Origin of the sequence: Arthrobacter gandavensis, from assembly GCF_015355785.1 — a bacterium.
GTDB lineage: Bacteria > Actinomycetota > Actinomycetes > Actinomycetales > Micrococcaceae > Arthrobacter_B > Arthrobacter_B gandavensis_A.
This window is the reverse complement of sequence record NZ_JADKYW010000005.1, coordinates 996,351-1,016,318: the sequence shown is the minus strand read 5'-3', so window position 1 is coordinate 1,016,318 and position 19,968 is coordinate 996,351. Positions and strand designations below refer to the sequence as shown.

Genomic DNA, 19,968 nt, shown 5'->3' with positions numbered 1-19,968 from the left:
GGAGCCTCCTACAACCAGTTGTTCCGTTTGAACGCTGCATAAAGCAGGATGCCGAGCACCACCATAAGAGCCAGGGCCATCGGATAGCCCAGCGGCCAGTCGAGCTCCGGCATGTTCTTGAAATTCATACCGTACACGGTGCCCACCAGGGTGGGAGCGAACAGGATGGCGGCCCACGCGGAGATCTTCTTGGTCTGCTCGTTCTGGGCAATGGACGTCTCCGCCAGCCGGTTCGAGGCCAGGGTGGAGCTGAGGGACAGAGCGTTGTCCAGCAGGGAGCGGTAGGCAGTAACCCGGTCGATCAGCCGCAGCACGTGGTCCAGCACATCGCCGAGCCGGTCCTTGAGTTCGGGCGGCACGTCATACTTCTCCGGATTGCGCTGCAGCTCGCCCACCACGGTTTCCAGCGGGCTGATGGCGCGCTGGCAGCCGATGACTTCACGCGAAAGCTCGTAGATGCGGCGTGATACTTCGCCGTCTCCGCCGAAAAGCTGGTCTTCGATCTCATCGATGTCGTTCTCAAGACCGGCAGTTACCGGCGCGTACTCGTCCACCACCTGGTCCAGGATGGCGTACAGCACCGCCTGCGGCCCGAGGGACAGCAGGTCCTGCTCGCGCTCCATCCGGGTCCGGACCCGTGCCAGGTCAGGGGACTCGGCATGCCGGACGGTCACCACGAAGTTGGGCCCCACAAAGAGGTGCAGCTCGCCGATTTCAACGCGTTCGACGTCGTCAAGGTAGCGGGCGGGCCGCAGCACCACAAAGAGCTGGTCCCCGTACTGCTCCAGCTTGGAGCGCTGGTGCCCGGCGAGGGCATCCTCAACGATCAGCAGGTTCAGTCCAAATTCCTCGGCGACGGCCAGCAGCTCAATGTCGTCCGGACGGTAGAGCCCAATCCAGGCCATGCCGCCCGTTTCCCGGGTGAGGTCGAAGGTCTCCTCAAGGGTTTCCGGGCTGTGCAGGCGTTTGCCGTCCACGTACACGGCGTTGTCCACCAAAGTCACTGCTGCTCCTCACGCTGCCAAGCCTGCTTACCAGATGAGCCTACGTCGCCTGGCTGGCCGGAGCGGCCATCCCTGCTCAGTCCGCGGTAATGATCTCCCGGTTGCGCGGCAGCCAGGGCATACCCGTCTGCGGATGCCGGAACGCCAGCGGCAGGCCCCGGGTGCGCTCCCAGTCCATCGAGTCACACGCCTGGAGGTGTACGTGCGGTTCGGTGCTGTTCCCCGAGTTGCCGCATTCGCCCAGTACTGCGCCGGCCGGGACGGTGTCCCCCACGGCGACGGCGGTGGACCCGCGGCGCAGGTGGGCCAGCAGGAGGTAGGCCCGGTTTTCTCCAGACCCGGTTGCCAGGACGATGTGGTTGCCCGCGATCCCGGCCGGCCCCTGCCGGACCCGTTCGCGCTGGGTGAGCGCGTACCTGGCCAGCGTGAGCGGTGAGCGCCGCGCCTCGTGGTCCGGTTCGCCGTCGTGCACTGCCGCGACCGTCCCAGCAGCCGGCGCCAGCACCGGGACACCGAAGCCGGCGAAATCCTCCGGATCCTCGGTGCCGAAAACTGTCCGGAACGACGGCGGCGCGGAGCGGCCGTACGCGTCAACCGCCACGAAATCGATGGCATAGGCGGTGCCGAACAGGGAGGTTCCGTGGCTCGGCACCCGGTTGGCCGGGCTGTTCTGCACGGTCCAGCGGCCGGTGAAGGGGAAGTCCAGCAGCACGGGGTCCATCGTTCCAGCGTAGGGCCGCGTGCTGCGGAGTGGTGGGGATGCGGCTGCTATTTCCAGAACCGCAAACCTCGGCTAGGCTCCCGGCGCATGGAGATCATCGAGTATCGCCCCCGCCCGGACCAGCTGGTTTACACCTTCGGCGGCGCCGAGTCGGTCATGCAGATCAAACCGGGAACCGCATTGAAGCTCTGGTCCGAGGACGCGTTCAACAACGCCCTGACCTCTGTGGAGGACCTGTCCAGCGAGAAGGTCAACCTGAACTTCGTGAACCCGCAGACCGGCCCGTTCTTTGTGGAAGGTGCCGAGCCGGGGGACACCCTCGCCCTGCACATCTTGGACCTGACTCCGGCCCGCAGCTACGGCGCCTCCGCCACCATCCCGTTCTTCGGCGGGCTCACCAGCACCGACCGCACCGCGTTCCTGCAGGACCCGTTGCCGGACACCACCTGGATTTACCATGTGGACTCGGCCCGGCGGACGGTAGGTTTCTCCGCGCGGTTCGGCGATTTCGAGGTCGCGCTGCCGCTGGAACCGATGCTCGGCACCGTGGGCGTGGCTCCGCCCGGCGGGGAAGTGCGCTCCTCGCTGGTACCCGAACGCTTCGGCGGCAACATGGACGCGCCGGAGGTCAAAGCCGGCACCACCGTGTACCTCGGCGTGAACCAGCCGGGCGCGCTGTTCTCCATTGGCGACGGCCACTACCGGCAGGGTGAAGGCGAGGCGTGCGGCACCGCCGTCGAAGGTGCCATGCACTCCACCATCCTGGTGGAATTGATCAAGGGCGGCGCTCCGTCCTGGCCGCGGCTGGAGACCGACGGCGAGTGGATGGCCGTGGGATCTTCGCGGCCGATGGAGGATTCCTGGCGGATCGGGCAGGTGGAGATGGTGCGCTGGTTCGGGGAGCTCTTCGGCCTGCACCAGATGGACGCCTACCAGCTGCTCACCCAGACAGCCCAGGCGCCGATCGCCAACGCCGTGGACGCCAATTATTCAGTGGTGGTCAAGGCACGGAAATCGCTCTTCCCGAAGGCCGACGCCTACGGCGGCCTGCATGCCGACCTGCGCCGGCGCAGCGCAGAACTTCTCTAGCACTAGGAGCGGTCATGGACCTGCAGTTGAGTGGCAAAACGGCACTGGTCACCGGCGGAACCCGCGGAATCGGGCGGGCGATCGTGGAGGCCTTCGCGGCGGAGGGAGCGAACGTTGCGTTCTGTGCCCGTGATGCCGCGGAGATCGCGGAAACCGAGGCCGCCCTTGCCGACAGTGGCGTGAAGGTGGAGGGTGCCGTCCTGGACATGGGCGACGGCGACGGCGTGGCCGCCTGGGTGGACGATGTTGCCGGCCGCTTCGGCGGACTGGACGCCGTGGTGAGCAACGTCAGTGCGCTGGCCATCCCGGACACTCCTGAAAACTGGGAAGCAAGCCTGCGGGTTGACCTGATGGGCACCGTCCGGCTGATGCAGGCTGCGATCCCGCAGGTACGCCGCAGCGACTCACCCTCGCTGGTGGCGATCTCCAGCGTCTCCGGCCGTGAAGTGGACTTCGCCTCCGGGCCATACGGGACGGTGAAGACCGCGCTGATCGCGTTCATGGCCGGCTTGGCGTTTCAGCTGGCTGACGCGGGAATCCGCGCCAACACTGTTTCCCCGGGCAACACCTATTTCGACGGCGGCGTCTGGCAGGGCATCGAGTCCGGCTCCCCGGAGATGTTCACCGAGTCTTTGGCCCTGAATCCCACCGGCCGCATGGGCACGCCGCAGGAGGTGGCCGACGTCGTCGTCTTCGTGTCCAGCCCGCGGGCTTCCCGGATGACCGGTGCGAATGTGCTGGTGGACGGCGGGCTGTCTCGCGGGATCCAGTTCTGAGGGGCTGTTCTCGCCGATGGCGTGCACAGCTTCCCACCCTCTGTGACGGGTGTGGCCTCCTGTGGTCACATCCGGCCACAGGAGTAACGAGAGCTGGGAAACCGTGCCGGCATGCCGCTGTGTTGTTCGGATTTGCTCCGGTTTGGGACATCCACTCCGCCCCGAACCGGAGCGATTCGGATAAAACGGAGCGCAGGGCTCTTGATAACCGGCAACGACGTTACTCTCCCAACTGGACGAGAACGGATGTAGCTTGTCAGCCGCAGTCAGGAATCAACGGCGTTTCCTGACCAGACGACGGATGAAGGAGTCCCTGATGGGCAAGCTCGACGGGAAAGTTGCGTTTATCACCGGTGCGGCTCGGGGCCAGGGCCGAAGCCACGCCCTGAAGCTGGCGGAAGAGGGGGCCGACATCATCGCTGTGGACATCTGCAGCCAGATCGCCTCAGTCGAATACGACATGGCCACCCCCGAAGACCTTGACGAAACAGTGCGCCTCGTTGAAGCGCTCGACCGCCGCATCTTCGCCCAGCAGGCCGACGTCCGAGATCTCGCCGCGCTCGAGAAGGCGGTCCAGGAAGGCGAAGCAGCAATCGGCCCCGTCGACATCATTCTGGCCAACGCGGGCATCGCGCCCCTGGGGCTGAACGGCGACCGGGAGCAGCCTTTTGCCGACGTAGTCGATGTCAACCTCACGGGGGTCTACAACACGGTGATAGCCGCGGTGCCGAGCCTCATCGCCAAGCAGGCGGGCTCGATTGTGCTGACAAGCTCAACCCAGGGCCTCAAGGGAACCGGCGGCAGCGGCGGTGCAGGTGGAACCGGTTACGCAGCCGCCAAGCACGGAGTCGTGGGGCTGATGAGATCGTTCGCCAACTGGCTGAGCCCGCAGAATATTCGCGTCAACTCGATCCATCCAACGGGGGTGGCCACCCCGATGATCCAGAACCCGATCATCGAGCAGCTGTTCGCCGAGAACCCGGACAGCGGCGACGCCGTCAAAAACCTGATGCCCGTTCCGTGGGTTGAACCGAGGGACATCTCCAACGCGATTGCTTTTCTGGTGAGCGACGACGCCCGGTACATCACCGGCGTGACCCTCCCCGTGGATGCGGGCTTCAACGCCCGCTGAGGCGGCGCCGACCCAGCGAAAACGGGAGGGACAGCCAAAGCTGTCCCTCCCGCCGTCGTGCGCTAGCCGGTTTCTCGTTCAAGCAGCCTAGAGCTGCGAACCGACCTTGAAGTCGGTCTCGTCGCCGCGGGTGTAGGAGAAGCCGTCAGCGCCGATGGTCACTTCCATTTCGGAGGAGTCGGTGCGGGCAACAACTTCCTGCGGGTTGCCGTCCAGGTCCAGGACCAGGGAGGCCTCGGTGTACCAGGACGGAACAACGGGGTTGCCCCACCAGTCGCGGCGCTGGTTGTCGTGGACGTCCCAGGTGATGGTGGGGTTGTCCGGGTCGCCGGTGTAGTAGTCCTGGGTGTAAATCTCGATGCGGTGGTCGTCCGGATCCAGGATGTAGAGGTAGAACGCGTTGGAGACGCCGTGGCGTCCGGGGCCGCGCTCAATCCGGTCAGAGATGCGCAGGGCGCCCATCTTGTCGCAGATCTGGATGATGTTGTGCTTTTCGTGCGTGGCGAACGCAACGTGGTGCATGCGGGGGCCGTCGCCGCCGGTCAGGGCGGTGTCATGCACGGTGTCCTTGCGGTGCAGCCAGGCAGCGTACGTGGTGCCCTCGGAGTCCTTGATGTCCTCGGAAACGCGGAAGCCCAGGTTCTCCAGGTAGGTGCGGCCGCGGGGAACGTCCGGGGTGACCTGGTTGAAGTGGTCCAGGCGCACCAGCTCGCCGGCGGAGTAGAGATCGTAGCGCTGGGTCAGGCGCTCCACGTGGTCAACATGGTAGAAGAACTCGTACGGGAAACCCAGCGGGTCCTCCACGCGGACGGAGTCGCCCACGCCCTTGGTGAAGCCGTTGGCGCGGCGCTCGGTGCGGCAGCCCATTTCCCTGTAGTACGCCTCGGCAACGTCCACGTCTTCCGGGGTGCGCACGCGGTAGGCGAAGGACGCGACGGCGGCGACGGGTCCCTTGCGCAGCACCAGGTTGTGGTGGATGAACTCCTCGAGGGAGCGCAGGTAGATGGCGTTCTCATCCTCTTCGGTCACGTGCAGGCCCAGGACGTCCACGTAGAACTCGCGGGACTTGGCCAGGTCAGTGACCACCAGTTCCATGTAGGCGCAGCGGACAATGTCCGGCGGGTTGATGGACGGCTTGGGAATGGGGTTGGCGTTCATGGTTCTCCTTCGAACAGAGTCAGGGGTTAGTAGTCGATCTTGGCGGCGTCGTCGCTGCCGAACTTGGGCGTGTGCACCTTGCCGAGGGTGATGTGCACGGCCTGCTGGTCGGTGTAGAAGTCGATCGAGCGGTAGCCGCCTTCGTGGCCGAGGCCGGAGGCCTTCACGCCGCCGAACGGGGTGCGCAGGTCACGGACGTTGTGGCTGTTCAGCCACACCATGCCGGCCTCGGTGTTCTGCGCGAAGTTGTGCGCGCGGGTGAGGTCGGAGGTCCAGATGTAGGCGGCCAAACCGTACTTGGTGTTGTTGGCCAGCTCCAGGGCTTCTGCTTCGGTATCGAACGGGGTGATCGCGACGACGGGGCCGAAGATCTCCTCCTGGAAGATCCGCGCGTCGGGCTTCACGTCCGCGAAGACGGTGGGAGCAATGTAGTTGCCCTCCTCCAGGCCTTCGGGGCGGCCGCCGCCGGCCAGCAGGCGGCCTTCGGTCTTGCCGATCTCGACGTAGGACGCCACCTTCTTGTAGTGCTCGGGGTGCACCAGGGCGCCCACCTGGGTCTTCGGGTCGTGGGGATCGCCGACGACGATGGTCTTGGCGCGGGCGGCGTACCGTTCGCAGAACTCGTCATAGACCGGGCGCTCCACCAGGATGCGGGAGCCGGCGGTGCAGCGCTCGCCGTTGAGGGAGAAGACGCCGAACAGGGCGGAGTCCAGGGCGGCGTCGAGGTCCGCGTCCGCGAAGACCACGCACGGGCTCTTGCCACCGAGCTCCATGGACAGGCCCTTCAGGTTCTCTGCCGCGTTGCGGAAAATGGTCTGGCCGGTGGTGGTCTCGCCGGTGAAGGAGATCAGCGGAACCTGCGGGTGCTTCACCAGCGCATCGCCGGCTTCCTCGCCCAGGCCGTTGACCAGGTTGAACACACCCGCCGGAACGCCGGCTTCGGTGAAGATGTCCGCCCACAGGGAGGCGGAGAGCGGGGTGAACTCGGCGGGCTTGAGCACCACGGTGTTGCCGGTGGCCAGCGCCGGGGCGAGCTTCCAGGACTCCAGCATGAACGGGGTGTTCCAGGGGGTGATCAGGCCGGCGACGCCGATCGGCTTGCGGTTCACGTAGTTGATCTGGCTGCCTGGGACCTTCATGGCGTCGTCGAACTGGGCGACGATCAGGTCCGCGAAGAAGCGGAAGTTCTCTGCGGCGCGGCGGGCCTGGCCCTTGGCCTGGGTGATCGGCAGGCCGGTGTCGAAGGTTTCCATCTCTGCCAGGCGTTCTTCCTGGGCCTCGACGGCGTCGGCAATCTTGTTGAGGATGCGGGAGCGTTCGCGCGGCTTCATCTTCGGCCACGGGCCGTTGACGAAGGCTTCGCGGGCGGCAGCGACGGCGGCGTCGATGTCCTCCTTCTGGCCCGCGGCGGCGGTGGCGTAGTTCTGGTTGGTTACCGGATCCAGCACGTCGAAGGTGGCGCCGTTGATGGAGTCCACGAATTCGCCGTTGATGAAGTGCTGGATGTGGGTGGGAAGGTTCTCCGGGATGTAGTGCTCAGCCATGGGGCGTCTCCTTTGATGCGGGGTCTGGGGTTACGGGGTGGAGCTTGCGGGGGAGTGCTTCAGGTAGGCCTCGAGGGTGGCGATCCGGTGGGCGCGGGCCGCGGCCTCGATCGTGCCGGCGTCGGCCTTTGCCTCGATCAGTTCGAGCAGCCGCTCGTGTTCGGCAACCGAGTCCTGGGCCCGGCCGGGAACGTAGCTGAAGGTGGAGGAGCGCAGGGCGCCCAGCCGGTTCCAGCCGCGGTGGACCAGGTCAAGGATGTGCGGGTTGGGGCAGTTGGTGAACAGGGCGGAGTGGAAGTCCCGGTTCAGCGCGGTGAAGCGGACCGGGTCGAAGTGCTCCAGGCAGTCGCGCATCTCGGCGTTGATTTCCTTGGCCTTGGCCAGGTCCTCCGCCGTGACGAGCGGTGCGGAGAGCGCCGTCGCGTACCCTTCCACAAGGCTTAGCGTCTGCATGGTGTAGAGGTACTCGGTGGGGTCGATGCCGGTGACCGTGGCGCCGACGTTCCGCTCGAACCGGACCAGCCCTTCGGCCTCCAGCCGGCGGATCGCTTCCCGGACCGGGACGGCGGAACAGCCCAGGTCCGCGGCGATCCGGCCGAGTACCAGACGGTACCCGGGCCCGTATTCACCGGAGGCGATCTTGGACTGGACGGTCTGGTAGGCCTGTTCGGCCTTGCTCACCGTGCCAGCGTTGGATGAGGCGTTCACACCTGTTCCGCCGCCCAGGCCTCGTACTTTTCCTTCCACGCCGCGTTCATCGGGTAGAGACCGTCGACGCCGTGGCCGGCCTTGACCATTTCGGCGATGAACTCTTCCTGGTGTTCCTGCTTAATGCAGGCTTCCACCAGTTCCTCGGCGATGGCCGGCGGGATGACCAGGATGCCGTCGTCGTCGGCCACGATGATGTCACCGGGCTGGACGGTGGAGCCGCCGCAGGCGATGGTGATGTCCGTGTCCCAGGGGATGTGCCGGCGGCCGAGCACCGCGGGGTGCGGGTTGGCGCAGTACACGGGCAGGTCGAAGCTGGCGACGGTGGAGTAGTCGCGGACGCCGCCGTCGGTGATGATGGCTGCGGCACCGTTGTGCATGGCGCGGAGGGCGAGGATGTCGCCGAGGGTACCGGTGCCCTTTTCGCCGCGGGCTTCCATGACCAGGACTTCGCCTTCGCGGACGGAGTCGATGGCGCGCTTCTGGGCGTTGTAGCCGCCGCCGTGGGTCTTGAAGAGGTCCTCGCGGTTGGGGACGTAGCGCAGGGTGCGGGCCGTGCCGACTACCTTGCGGCCGGTCTTGGTACCGGTGAGGCCGTCGATGGAGACGTTGTTCAGGCCGCGGGCGCGCATCTGCGAGCTGAGGGTGGCGGTGGCGACGGATTCGAGCTTGGCCTTCAGCTCGGGGGTGAGGGCCGACGCCGGTTCCTGCTTGGGTGCGAGGCCGGCCTTCTCAGCGGAGCCCCAGGCTTCTTCGCGCTGCTTGTCATCGATCTTGGGCTGTGCGCCGAAGGGGGCCAGCGGCGTCGTGCCTTCGGTGACGGTGGTGCTCAGGCGACCGGTGGTCTGCCCTGTAAAGGGGGAGTCCACTTCAATTTCGACGACGTCGCCCGGGACTGCCACGGAGGCGCCGGCTGGGGTGCCGGTGAGGATCATGTCCCCGGGTTCGAGGGTGAGCAGCTGGGAGAGGTCTGCGACCAGCTGTGCGAAGGGGAAGAGCAAGTCCTCGGTGGTGTCATCCTGGGCGAGTTCGCCGTTGACCCAGGTGCGCACTCGCAGGGCAGCGGGGTCCACCGTGGCGGCGTCGAGGATGGCCGGGCCCACGGGGGTGAAGCCGTCGCCGCCCTTGGAACGGAGGTTGGAGCCTTTGTCTGCCCAGCGGAGGTCGTACACGCCGAGGTCGTTGCTGGCGGTGACGCCGCCAACGTAGCTCCAGGCGTCTTCGACGGAGACGCGGCGGGCGGTTTTGCCGATGATCAGGGCGATTTCGCCTTCGAAGCCGAGCAGTTCGCAGCCGGCCGGGCGCTCAACGGTGCCGCCGGTGAGGGCGAGGGAGGAGCTGGGCTTCAGGAAGTAGGAGGGCTGCTCGGGGGTGCGTCCGCGTTCGGCTGCCCGGCTGGGGTAGTTGATGTGGACGGCGATGACCTTGCCGGCCTGTGCCAGTGTCTCCGGTGTGGCGGTGCTGCTCGTGGACATCTCACTCCTGGATCAAGTACGAAATCGTATATGATCCATAGTGCCTTGTGGGGTGGGTCACGTCAAGGCCTTATGTTGCGTACACATAGCCGATGGTCCGACCGGAACCATGCAGCTCTCGAGGATGTTATCCGACGCACGGGTCCGGTCTGAGTGTCCACGCGGAGTGGCTGGATTGCGCGCTCAGGGATAACTACCTAGGGCGGCATGTGCCGAGCCCTAGGCTTGGGTGGCAGAAGGACAGCCGGAGATATGGCGTGTACTTGGGTGCCATTGACGGTATCGGCTCCTGTTGGGGATAGCCAGCAACCAGCGCCGGCTACGACCTCGTGGCTGCTCCATCGAGGAACGACCCCCCAGTTGCTGCGATGCGATACTGACCGCGGATCGGCATACGGACAGTGCGCTGAGGCCCGATCTACCAGATAGCATTCGGTTGCTCTCACGAATCAGGCTGTGCCCCCATGACGATCAGGGAGGCGGTCAGGGCTGCTGCGGGTCGTCTTCGTCCTTAGATTTGCGGGCATACTGCTTCCAGCTGTCGGGAATGAGTTTCTCTCCACCGTGCCAGTCGTAACGAACGTGGCTCGTAAACCACTCGTCCGCATACCGCGCATGGTCGATGATGATGACCTGCATCGCACCGGCGTGGGCTCTAGCGAAGTCTGCAACTACTTTGAACATGGCTCGGACCCGCTCGCCTTCACGGTCGGCATCTCCGTCAACCGATGCCGACAGATCACCTTGGAAGTGGGCTTGGCTGGGCTGATCGAGCATCAAGAACCGCGGCACTGGTCGGTTCTGACTCATAAAGTACCGGTGCAGGGCAAGGTGTGCTGCGATGTGGTAGCCGACCCAGTTTGCACCACTGCCGAAGCCAGTTAGCTCGACGGGACCAAACTCCTCATCCACGACAATTGTGAGTGCGTTGATGTCTAGCCGGACCGGCCTATCAGCGCTCTCCGCCTCGAATTCTCGGCTGTACTCACCAAGGTATTTGCCAATGACATTGAGGCGTGACGTAGTCTGCTCGCGCACCTCGTCGCTGCTAAGTTCAGCGTCGAGACGTTTGACACGTAGCTCCGCCGCGCTTTGCGCGGCGCGGAGTCGGTCGAGCCCCTCCTGGTCGGAGGATTCTGCGCTTCGGAGGATGGCGTCGATTCGGCCACGCACGAACGACTGCTGGGCGGTTATATCGCTCGGGCCGGCATCACCGACAGAGCGTGCAGCAGCGTCGAGGGCTCTTGAAGTGGAAGCAAGAGCGTCCCGTATATCTATGATGCGCGCGCTCAATCTGGACACTGCCTGGGCGCTGCGAGGCTGCACATGCTGCACGTCGGCGAGACTGCTGCGGAGTTCACTCAACCGCTCCTGCAACTGCGTGACAGTAGCATCTCGTTCTGGAAGCTCTTGGGTACACACAGGGCACGTCTGCGCGTCCCCGTCGTGATCCGGGAGCAGGCCAATGCTTTCAAGCCTGCCGGCTTGCGCTTGAAGTGAGCCCGAGTATTCGATTTCGCCGCTGCGCTGGTCGAGAACGACGTCCCGGGTGGCAATTGCCTGATTCAATTCGCTGCGTAGACGTGCGAGGTCTGTCTCGAGACGCCGTCGTTCGTCCTGAGCACGCACGTCCGCCTTCGGATCGGCAGGTTCTGACTCCCGCGACTGTCCCGCGTACAGAATAGACAGCGCTGCAGCCCTGTAGTCCCCCGCTTCGACGAGTCCGTCGTTCGCGGAGAGGCCGACAGCGCGCGCCTCTCCGAGTAGGTCTCGGAACACGTTGTCGTGTTTGGCAGCCGCGCTCTCTGCACGGTCAAGGGCTGCGTCGGCGCGGCGGAGGGTTCGTTTAGCGTCCCGGAGCGCTTCACGTTTTCGTGCTTGGTCCCCGTCGACGGCACCGAGGAAGAACGGGAAGGTGTCCCTAAGAGCAAGTTTTATGCCATCTTCTGCTTGACGGTGGAACAACGTCGACTTCGTGCCAATCTCTTCCTGTTCCTGAAGGCAGAACAATGCGGCTGTGCCGAGACTGACAGTGCGAGGACCGGCGCCGTAGTCCTTCGTTTCGAGCATTACGTTGTCGAGCCCGATGCGGGCTCCTATCTGTACCCGAAGCGCGTCTGAGTCCACGTTCTCGCGAAGTTCATCGAACGTCGGCATGTCCAAGTCCGAACCACCGAACTGAAGCATGGCGCGTGAATTGCTTTTCGTTCGCGATGCCCTCCTGCCTGCGACAACACGGCTGCCGTCGCTGAACTGCCACATGACCGCGTACCAGGCGATGGTGCTGAACATTGCTGTGCGTGGAACAGTCGCTTCGTCTCTGCCGAGGCAGTAGTCGACGATGGTCAGCAGGGCGCTCTTGCCAGTGCTCGATTGGCCGGTAATGATGTTCAGCTCACCCGGGCGGAAGTCGACGTCACGGATGTCGCCGACTTGGTTGTAGATCCTGATCTTCAGCAGTTGCACTACGGACTGACTCCAAGTTGTGTAAAAACATTTGCGGTGGACCCGGACCGGGCGAACCATCCGCCGGTCAACGCCGAGGATACAGCTATGTCCCGCAATTCCGTGCCGGCAGCGACCTTCGTGTGATCGGCAATCGTGGAGCGCAACCCGCCAGGTCCTTCGAGGCTTAGCAGGCCGGTCCTGAGCCCGAAACGGAGCCCTTCACGCACGTACGGAGCGAAAGACCTCGCTCGAGCGGGGAAACCTGCAAGCAGATCGGCGTTGTCGTTGATCCAGGTTGGAAAATGCGTTGCGACTGACCTGGGCAAGCGGGCCCTTGTCGGAGCGTGCAATGTTAGCGGGGCGACGAGAAACGCCAGCGGCCATGGCAGAACCGTCTCAGCATCCCGTTCGTATCGAGCTGCGCACCATGCTACACACACGGCGCTTATAGCAGGGTTCAGGATATCCGACGCGGGTTGCGGGCGATGCGGCCACGCCACGATGCCGCCGTTCATTTTGGTGCTCCAGAAAGAACACCGGCGAGGAGTTGTTTATAGTCGGGATGCCATCCGTATTGTCCGTCGTTAGCAATGCTGTGGCGGGTCCCTGCAGCGTGAAACGGCGCGTCGAACTCCGCCCGGATCGTCACCAGCGCCGATTGACCAAGTGCGCGAAACAGTTCTCGCCCTCGGATAGCTCGCGCGTGGGGGTCGGTAATCCCATCGCTTTCCAGATCTTCAAGCATCTCGTCGAACCGGCGGGCCCATTCGTCTTTCAACGCCGACTCGTACCGCTCAAGCTCATCGTCGAATAGATCGCCGTTCTGCACCCACTTTGTCGTATGGGCGTAGGCACGCAGGTAGTCCACGACAGCGTTACGAAGCGTGCCGGCTCCAACCTTCACCAGTCTGAGCTGCTCAACAAAGTGCTCATCGTGACCGGCAGTAACCTTTTCGTCGTCGAAGTTGAGGGTGAAATCAACAACGAGCGCGTCCACACGAAAATCGTCTCGAATATACTGCATCCTGTCGTACAGCTCCGCCGCGGACACAGAACCTCCTCCGGCAGTGCTGAGATTTTCTCGGAGAATCAGCACCGCGCGACTGTCCCACCAGCCCCAAAGCCTGGCACGGTACTCAGCAACGTGCTTTGCCGGAACGAACGGCGCCAATTCGGCGTCCAAGAGAACGTCGAGTTCTGCGACGGACGCCTGTTCACCAAGCACTCGCATGCGAGTGAGCAATGATGCCCGGACGGAAGGAGGAGCTTGCGTCCACGCGTTCCGTCCCTGTTCTGTTGCGACAGAGCCGGTCACAGAAGCCGCATCCAAGAGCGTCAGCGCTTCTTCAACGTTCCGTTCAGCGTCATTGATACCGAGCAGGGACGCCGCGCTTCCGGGTTGCACCGGGGATGTGGTCACCAACGTCAGCATTGGCCCGTCCGCGGCAGCGAGTGAAGGAGTTTCAAGCCATACCCGGATTGTTTTCCACAGGTCGACACTCTTGTCTGTCAACGAAGTCTGCGCCACATGTTGTTTCAGTTGGATTGCACTAAGCGGCCGGCCGGCCGAATCAGTCAAAGCGACGTCGTCGAACACTTCTAATGTCATCCGCATAGACTGATCCGACGCTCGGCGGGACGCCACGAGTAGTTCATACATCGCCCACCGCACCTGATGAAGGAACCCCAGAGCGGACGCGGACGCATCGAAGCTGGCCATCGTTCCCCCTCAACCTGCATTCATGTCAATAAACTGTTCACTTCTCGTGCTCTCACTCGCAGCGACCGCCAAAACTGTGAAGGCGGTACGCTGGGCACAATGCGCATTTCGATGCATCGTCGGCAACAATCCTCGTCGGCATGGACTCCAAAAAGCCATCTTATGCCGAAGTCTCTCGGGAAAGCTGGTTAGCCCGTTTCGTCCGAGACGCGTCGATGCTACGGGCGTCGCCCCGGGGGCATTCCCTGTCGGGTAGGAAACAGTCCCGTGCTAGGTAAGGGACTGCGGCTAACCGTCCCAATGCAGAAAAATGCCCGCAAGCCGGTCGTTCGTTGGACACTTTGAGTTAAGGCACTAAGGCAACATGGTCATACATAGCATTGACTTCGCCCTAGAGAGCAACTAGGGCGCCTTTCACTCCGGTGGCGTACAGGGTCATACCGATTTCGTGCCCCACACCCCTGATGGCTCATTAAGAGCTCTTGGAAGTGGAAGTGACTTGCTAAGCGAGGTTCTCTGGAGCAACCGTAGCTAAGGGAAGGGGGATCTGTGCCGCTTCGTACAGCGCAAAAACTGTTTCTTGGATGGCACTTGCCTTGAAGACAATTCCCAGATCAATCATGTCATCGAATGTGGCGATGCCGGTACTCACCATCTGGACGAGGCCGTTGACTTTACGGGTGTGAACAGCAGCGACAATGCCGAGTAATGCCATTCTGGAACCGGCGTGGAATGATCCGTCTCGAGTCGTGTACGACCCCCGGTCGTACAGGACAACCGGACTTCCGCTTGATCCTGGGAAGACAGAAGCATCTATAAGGAAGGCTGGCAGATTGTTGTAATCGTTGAAGATTGGTGTGGCCGTCTGTCCACGCCTTGCAATCGGCAGCATGGAGGACTGGTCGAAGAGGCCATTTGGGTATCCAATCACAGTCACTTGCTCAATGGCGTCGAGCGAGTTTGCGGTGTCTTGAGTGGCAAGTTGATCCGGCAAGAAACCTCGGTAAAACGGGGCTGCTCCGTTATTTGTCATAGCGGTTAGAACGTCCGCGAAGAACATGGTGCCAATGTCGACGCCAGCGTCGGGGTGCCCCACCCAACTCTGGGTATTGAAACCCGTCATTGACAATCGAGTACCGCGACTGGCTGGTTGGGCCGCGTTGTCAGCCGCTGGCATCGTGAAGGCAACTTCCTCCGCCCCCTCGAGTACGTGTTTGTTTGTTACTAGAACGGGCCTAAATTGTCCCTCGTGAACTGGGTAGTTGATTATGAAACCCGTCCCAGTGGATCTCCCAACGGAAGTGAAGGCTTCAATGAAAACTGTTGTGTAGAAAAGTTGGTCCGCGATTGATTCAACTGGAGGGCGCATAGCCAGAGCTTATCCCGCCTGACCCTCACCATGATTAGGAAACTCGCATTTTTGCCCCACGCTTGACCCACTCCACCTGATGAGGATTTGACCATCCATTCGCCCATAAGCCGGTCGCTCACCGCTCTGCACATTTCGCACTCGGTAGCTGCCAACTGCTAAGGGGCTAATGTGCATTCATCCCGGGTGTGAGTAGGTGCGCTGATTGAGGGAACCGCATCAGTCAGCTAATAAACTTGAAATACGCCGATAGGCCAAGTAAGCGTGACGAAGCACTTGGTACAGATTCGCCGATTACGTGGCAGTGATCCTCGGTATCGAAGTGCAAACGTGTTCGGGTCCTACTTCGGACTCGAGTACATCAAGACAAGAACACACACCGTCGAAAACCCAGCCTGCGCCAGCAGCAGCCCCCCGGGCACATGGCCCAGGAACAGCCCGAGCAGCAGAGGAACCAGCGCCAGAAGCGTCGTGTCGAAACCACGGATCATGGAGCCGGCCTGCGCGCTGGGCATCGGGCCGAACGGGGTGTCCTTGGGAGGAATGGACCAGTCGGGCTGCACCCGGTACGCGCCGCGCACTGAGGACGCACCAAACCCCACGCCGGCCAGCGCACCCAGGGTAATCAGCGACGGATCGCCCGCACCGAGCAGGAACAGCATTGCGCAGACTACCGCTGTCCACAGCGCCAGGGCAGCGGCAGGCAGGGCCATCCGGCTCAGCCGCACGACGGACGCCGGCAGCGGCAGCAGCATGTCCAGGCCCGGCATAATCGCAGTCCGCCGCGCCACCGCACCCAGCGCCGGAACCGCCACTAACACAGCCACCGCAATCATCCCCAGCTGCACCAACGGAGGCTGCGCACCGCCGGCCAGCAACACGACCACGAACACCGCCAGCACCAGCACCGGACGGATCCACAAGCCGCGGGTCCGCAGGAACGCCGCGGTATCCGCACGCAGCAGAGCACCAAACGGCGTCCGACCACCCCGCGCATACCAGCGCACCGAACGGCCGGAGGCAACGCCGTCGGGCTCTGCCGAAAGCGCCCGGCCCACCTCATTGAGATCCATCAGGTACACCGCGGCACCGGCATGCCCGGACACCGCGCCGCCGCGGATCAGCTCCCGGCCCGGGATCCGATCCAGCCGTGAGAACACGAGCAGGCCCAATGCGCCGGTAACGCACAGCCCTGTAATCGCCAAAGCCCAGGACCCCGCGGCAACCCGCACCGTGATCAGACTCAGCAGCGCCAGCACCAGTACGCCGGCAAGCATGCCGCGGCGCCGCTCAGCCGCCGCCCGCGAAGTCGGCCGGGCCTGCTGCCACGCCGCCAGCAGCACGGCACAAACAGCAGCCACCCCAAACGTTCCGGCGGTCAGGAGCTGCCCCGCCGCGCCGGCTTCAAGGTCCATCACAAACCCGAACGGCGGATACAGCACGGCCGCACCCGCCCCCACGGCAGCCAGCCGCCGGACCAGCCGCCCGGCCACCATCGGCCGCCGGTCCAGCGGCAGGCTCAGCCACCAGTACCCCTCGGGCCCGCTGACCGCCGCGGGGCCGAACTTCCGGGCGACGGTCATCACCATCACCAGGGCCGCGAACACCAGCACAGCCGCGGCCGTGCCGTCGGGCAGGGCGAACGACGGCGGCGCCACCAGGGTGCGCCCGGAACCGGCGTCCCAGGCCTGGGCCACCTGCTCGCGCAGGGCCAGGACAAGTCCCACAGCCAGGGCTGCGATAGTTCCCAGCGCCAGCACGGCGGTGTAGACGTCGACGAAAGCATCCCGAAGCCGGGTCCGGCCGCGGGAAAAGGCCCGCGAGGCCTGCCGGGTGTAGCGGACCGGGTTGAAGGAGGGAGCTGTCTGGACGGTGTCGGTGGTCATGGGTCAGCGTCCGGCGATTTCCGCGGCGGCGCGCTCGGGCGCGATCTCCCGGACGTCGTCGTCAATCAGCAGGCACCGCTGCGCGGTGGCCAGCAGCAGCGCCGGATCGTGGGTGACCAGCAGGACCGTCCCGCCGCCGTCGGCATAGGCCTGGATGCGTTCTCCCACACGTTCGCGCATGGCGGGGTCTAGGCGCTGCTCCGGTTCGTCGAGGATCAGCAGCGACGACGGCCGGATCAGGGCCGAAGCCAGCAGCAGCCGGCGGCGCTGGCCGGAGGAGACGGAGGCGGGAACGGCGTCGGCCCTCTCCTGCAGGGCGAAGAAGTCCAGTTCGGCGTCGACGGCGGCGTCCGGATCCGGGACCGAATGGCCGCGGGCGACCAGCTGCAGGTGCTCGCGCACGGAGAGCGAGGGGAAGAACGCATCCTCGTCGAACAGGGCGGCGACAGCGCGGCGGAACGGGACAGCGTCCTCGTTGACCGGCAGCCCGTGGACCCGCACCTCGCCGTCGAGCATCTGCTGCTTCCCGGCGATGGTGCGGGCGGCCGTGGACTTGCCGGCACCGTTGAAGCCGACGACGCCGAGGATCTCCCCTGCGCTGGCGCGTGCCGTGATCGGCCCGCACACCGGCATGCCCCCGTAGCCTACGGACAGGTTAGAAATGTCGAGCACGGCCCCCGGGAAAGTCATGGGACTAATCTAATCGGGCTGGGGATTGCGGGCCGCAACGTCCCCAGGCGGGAGATGGGCAGCATCAACCGGCAGAGGCCAGCGGCCCGTGGCCCGGTGGAAATCAATGGCCTGCATCATGGGCGCCACATTAAAGGCATTGACGTTCAGGCTGTATTTGACGCCATTGGCGAATCTGACCCACAGAAACGGCTGTCCTTTCAGCCGCTGCATCCGGTAATCAACAATGTCGCTGTAGGGGAGCACCTGCTCCGGCCCAAAGATCTTCCGGAAGGCCAGCTCATATGGGCGCGGCGCCACGTAGACCTTCCGGTAGATCCACAGGAACGCTAACCCGCCAAGGAAGATGGCCACGGAACTGATAACCATCCCAATCTCCGCGTTATCAATGGACAGGGCCGCCAGACCCATCAGGAGCCCGACGGCGATGAAGAGCCATCCGACTCCCGGCACCACCTTGGGCGGGCGGATCCGTTCCGGATGGTCCTTGGCACGGTTGGGGTGCTTCCGTGCCCACCAGGAAATAAGGGCGATGAACACGGTGACGCCGATCGTTAGCGCGATCTGCAGAATTGTCCCCGCTGACACCATTTCCCCCATGACGTTGTCGCCGCGATTGACCCCCCGTAGCCAGGGTCTATTTCGAAATCATCCTCACGCGTAGGGAGGGAGGCAAACACCGGGCCGTGTGGGAGTGTTGAAAAGCAAGCCGTCACTGCGCGCCTCGCCGCCAGCTCCTGAATCACTCACCGGATCTCCTGCGGACGTGCGTCACCGCCCGGCCAGGCTGACGGGATCCGTCAGGAAGCCGGCGGGCTCACGCACCCACCACACGCCGTCGGCCCGGCGTTCCGCGGGGGTGGAAAAACGGTACCGGTACACCCGAGCGCGCACCCAGCGCGGCGGCGTGCCGTCAAAGGGATCGGTGCGCAGCAGCGCGAGGATGCGGCGGTCGCCCTCGAGCAGCTTCTGCAGCAGCACCGGAAACCAGGAACCGCCGGAGGCACCCAGGGCCAGGAACCACATCAGCCAGTCCAGGCGCAGATGGTACGGGGCGAACTGGCGCGGACGCCGGGCCGGATCGCCGGGCTTGCCCTTGAACCCGTATTCGTGCCAGCGGGCGTCCGGGCCGGGCTCGTCCAGCGTTCCCTCCAGCACCACTTCGCGCCGGGTACGCGTAATGGACCCGAACGCGCCGTAGGCATTGGACAGGTGCCATCGGTTGAAGCTGGCGTTCATCAGCTGGTCCCGCCGGAACAGGTTCCGCAGCGGCTCCCAGGCCCAGTAGAGCATCAGGGCCGTCATCGCCAGGACAACGACGGCGAACCACACCGGCGTCGCGGCCGGATCCGGCGTCGCCGCGACGGCAGCCGGCAGCACCGCCTGCACGAAGGAATCCGGCACGGCGGAGAACGCTATCAGGATGGTCAGCATGTTCAGCCAGGCGAAATTCCCGGAGAGCACCAGCCAGCACTGGGTAACGATCACCACCGCGGCCGCAATTCCGGCGATCGGCTGCGGAAAGAAGAGGAAGAACGGCACCACCAGCTGCGCGAAGTGGTTGCCCAGCACTTCGACCTTGTGCAGCGGGCGGGGCAGGTGGTGGAAGTACCAGCTGGCCGGGTTCGGCATCGGCTGGGTTTCATGGTGGTAGTACAGCGCCGTGAGGTTGCGCCATACCGGGTCCCCGCGCAGCTTGATCATCCCCGCACCGAATTCCAGCCGGAACACCAGCCAGCGGAAGAGGAACAGCACCGTGACCGGCGGCGCCACCTCATCAGAGCCCAGGAACGCCGCCAGGAATCCGGCCTCCAGCAGCAGCGACTCCCAGCCGAACCCGTAGAACGTCTGGCCGATGTTCACAATGGACAGATACAGGAAGAAGAGCAGCAGGAAGGCGGCCAGCGGCAGCCACGGCGGGCCGAGCTGGGGCAGGCCCGCCACCAGCAGGAGCGCGACGGCGGCGCCTGTCCAGGCCACCGCGAGCAGGAACCGGTCCGTGTAGCGCCACCGGAACAGGGTGGGAATGCCCCGCCCGGCGGTCCGGGCGAGGTACCGCGGAGCAGGCAGCAGTCCGCGCTCGCCGAGCATCGCTGGAAACTGGTTGACGGCGGAGAGGAACGCGACCACATAGACCGCGGCGATTCCGCGCTGCAGCACCTGCCGCGCGAACTCGTAGCCCCCTGCACTAAACAGCTCCATCGCCTCCCTACCGTAGCGCTGAAGTCCTACGCTGGCACTGGTGGCG

The 19,968-nt window shown here is 64.4% G+C and carries 17 protein-coding genes; 3 read left to right on the top strand and 14 right to left on the bottom strand.

From position 1 onward, the window contains the following. Positions 1–8: 8 nt before the first annotated feature. Entirely contained in the window at positions 9–1,004 is a 996-nt protein-coding gene (gene corA, locus ITX31_RS09890) for a magnesium/cobalt transporter CorA (protein WP_194783207.1), read from the bottom strand. A gap of 76 nt (positions 1,005–1,080) precedes the next feature. Further along, positions 1,081–1,725, bottom strand: coding sequence for a M23 family metallopeptidase (locus tag ITX31_RS09885; protein WP_194783206.1), 645 nt, complete (start codon positions 1,723–1,725; stop codon positions 1,081–1,083). Positions 1,726–1,812: 87 nt separating this feature from the next. On the opposite strand from ITX31_RS09885, the gene ITX31_RS09880 reads away from it, so the two are divergent. The 3 genes from ITX31_RS09880 to ITX31_RS09870 all read left to right on the top strand — a co-directional run bounded on the left by ITX31_RS09880 (position 1,813) and on the right by ITX31_RS09870 (position 4,722). Further along, complete coding sequence (locus ITX31_RS09880) at positions 1,813–2,814, top strand: acetamidase/formamidase family protein (protein WP_194783205.1); 1,002 nt, start codon at positions 1,813–1,815, stop codon at positions 2,812–2,814. Positions 2,815–2,828: 14 nt separating this feature from the next. After that, complete coding sequence (locus tag ITX31_RS09875; RefSeq protein WP_194783204.1) at positions 2,829–3,590, top strand: SDR family NAD(P)-dependent oxidoreductase; 762 nt, start codon at positions 2,829–2,831, stop codon at positions 3,588–3,590. Between the two features lie 316 nt (positions 3,591–3,906). Then, the gene (locus ITX31_RS09870; RefSeq protein WP_194783203.1) at positions 3,907–4,722 is read left to right on the top strand and encodes a mycofactocin-coupled SDR family oxidoreductase; all 816 of its coding nucleotides are present in this window, start codon (positions 3,907–3,909) and stop codon (positions 4,720–4,722) included. An 87-nt stretch (positions 4,723–4,809) separates the two neighbouring features. Here ITX31_RS09870 and hpaD read toward each other — a convergent pair whose 3' ends face one another. The 12 genes from hpaD to ITX31_RS09815 form a co-directional block, all read right to left on the bottom strand. After that, positions 4,810–5,880 (bottom strand): 3,4-dihydroxyphenylacetate 2,3-dioxygenase, encoded by a 1,071-nt coding sequence (gene hpaD / locus ITX31_RS09865; protein WP_194783202.1) that lies wholly within the window; start codon positions 5,878–5,880, stop codon positions 4,810–4,812. Positions 5,881–5,906: 26 nt separating this feature from the next. Further along, the gene (hpaE, locus tag ITX31_RS09860; RefSeq protein WP_194783201.1) at positions 5,907–7,424 is read right to left on the bottom strand and encodes a 5-carboxymethyl-2-hydroxymuconate semialdehyde dehydrogenase; all 1,518 of its coding nucleotides are present in this window, start codon (positions 7,422–7,424) and stop codon (positions 5,907–5,909) included. Positions 7,425–7,454: 30 nt separating this feature from the next. Beyond that, positions 7,455–8,105, bottom strand: coding sequence for a GntR family transcriptional regulator (locus ITX31_RS09855; RefSeq protein ID WP_323745633.1), 651 nt, complete (start codon positions 8,103–8,105; stop codon positions 7,455–7,457). Positions 8,106–8,128: 23 nt separating this feature from the next. Next, entirely contained in the window at positions 8,129–9,607 is a 1,479-nt protein-coding gene (locus tag ITX31_RS09850; RefSeq protein ID WP_194783199.1) for a fumarylacetoacetate hydrolase family protein, read from the bottom strand. A 483-nt stretch (positions 9,608–10,090) separates the two neighbouring features. Continuing rightward, positions 10,091–12,073, bottom strand: a complete 1,983-nt coding sequence (locus ITX31_RS09845; RefSeq protein ID WP_194783198.1) for a DUF3732 domain-containing protein — start codon at positions 12,071–12,073, stop codon at positions 10,091–10,093. Continuing rightward, complete coding sequence (locus tag ITX31_RS16170) at positions 12,073–12,570, bottom strand: three component ABC system middle component (protein ID WP_416354803.1); 498 nt, start codon at positions 12,568–12,570, stop codon at positions 12,073–12,075. Before ITX31_RS16170 ends, ITX31_RS09845 begins: the two co-directional genes overlap by 1 nt. Next, positions 12,567–13,664 (bottom strand): ABC-three component system protein, encoded by a 1,098-nt coding sequence (locus ITX31_RS09840; protein ID WP_194783197.1) that lies wholly within the window; start codon positions 13,662–13,664, stop codon positions 12,567–12,569. The genes ITX31_RS16170 and ITX31_RS09840 overlap by 4 nt, the downstream gene beginning before the upstream one ends. 613 nt (positions 13,665–14,277) lie before the next feature. Next, positions 14,278–15,144 carry a trypsin-like peptidase domain-containing protein gene (locus ITX31_RS09835; protein WP_194783196.1) on the bottom strand — a complete coding sequence of 289 codons (867 nt, stop codon included), beginning with the start codon at positions 15,142–15,144 and terminating at the stop codon, positions 14,278–14,280. A gap of 341 nt (positions 15,145–15,485) precedes the next feature. Next, the gene (locus tag ITX31_RS09830) at positions 15,486–17,030 is read right to left on the bottom strand and encodes a DUF6297 family protein (protein ID WP_194783195.1); all 1,545 of its coding nucleotides are present in this window, start codon (positions 17,028–17,030) and stop codon (positions 15,486–15,488) included. A 3-nt stretch (positions 17,031–17,033) separates the two neighbouring features. Further along, entirely contained in the window at positions 17,034–17,720 is a 687-nt protein-coding gene (locus ITX31_RS09825) for an ABC transporter ATP-binding protein (RefSeq protein ID WP_194783194.1), read from the bottom strand. 9 nt (positions 17,721–17,729) lie between these two features. Then, positions 17,730–18,320: a hypothetical protein gene (locus ITX31_RS09820; RefSeq protein WP_228529127.1), complete on the bottom strand. Its 591-nt coding sequence runs from the start codon at positions 18,318–18,320 to the stop codon at positions 17,730–17,732. Positions 18,321–18,491: 171 nt separating this feature from the next. Then, a complete protein-coding gene (locus ITX31_RS09815) occupies positions 18,492–19,922 on the bottom strand; it encodes a lipase maturation factor family protein (protein WP_194783192.1) in 1,431 nt (476 codons plus the stop codon). Positions 19,923–19,968: the final 46 nt, after the last annotated feature.

Bases quoted from the DNA above. Each gene is read 5' to 3' on its own strand.
- ITX31_RS09825 (WP_194783194.1), bottom strand. From the start codon at position 17,720: ATGACTTTCCCGGGGGCCGTGCTCGACATTTCTAACCTGTCCGTAGGC.
- ITX31_RS09815 (WP_194783192.1), bottom strand. From the start codon at position 19,922: ATGGAGCTGTTTAGTGCAGGGGGCTACGAGTTCGCGCGGCAGGTGCTG.
- ITX31_RS09870 (WP_194783203.1), top strand. From the start codon at position 3,907: ATGGGCAAGCTCGACGGGAAAGTTGCGTTTATCACCGGTGCGGCTCGG.
- hpaE (WP_194783201.1), bottom strand. From the start codon at position 7,424: ATGGCTGAGCACTACATCCCGGAGAACCTTCCCACCCACATCCAGCAC.
- ITX31_RS09830 (WP_194783195.1), bottom strand. From the start codon at position 17,030: ATGACCACCGACACCGTCCAGACAGCTCCCTCCTTCAACCCGGTCCGC.
- ITX31_RS09880 (WP_194783205.1), top strand. From the start codon at position 1,813: ATGGAGATCATCGAGTATCGCCCCCGCCCGGACCAGCTGGTTTACACC.
- ITX31_RS09875 (WP_194783204.1), top strand. From the start codon at position 2,829: ATGGACCTGCAGTTGAGTGGCAAAACGGCACTGGTCACCGGCGGAACC.
- hpaD (WP_194783202.1), bottom strand. From the start codon at position 5,880: ATGAACGCCAACCCCATTCCCAAGCCGTCCATCAACCCGCCGGACATT.
- ITX31_RS09840 (WP_194783197.1), bottom strand. From the start codon at position 13,664: ATGACATTAGAAGTGTTCGACGACGTCGCTTTGACTGATTCGGCCGGC.
- ITX31_RS09835 (WP_194783196.1), bottom strand. From the start codon at position 15,144: ATGCGCCCTCCAGTTGAATCAATCGCGGACCAACTTTTCTACACAACA.
- ITX31_RS09820 (WP_228529127.1), bottom strand. From the start codon at position 18,320: ATGGGGGAAATGGTGTCAGCGGGGACAATTCTGCAGATCGCGCTAACG.
- ITX31_RS09850 (WP_194783199.1), bottom strand. From the start codon at position 9,607: ATGTCCACGAGCAGCACCGCCACACCGGAGACACTGGCACAGGCCGGC.
- ITX31_RS09885 (WP_194783206.1), bottom strand. From the start codon at position 1,725: ATGGACCCCGTGCTGCTGGACTTCCCCTTCACCGGCCGCTGGACCGTG.
- ITX31_RS16170 (WP_416354803.1), bottom strand. From the start codon at position 12,570: ATGAACGGCGGCATCGTGGCGTGGCCGCATCGCCCGCAACCCGCGTCG.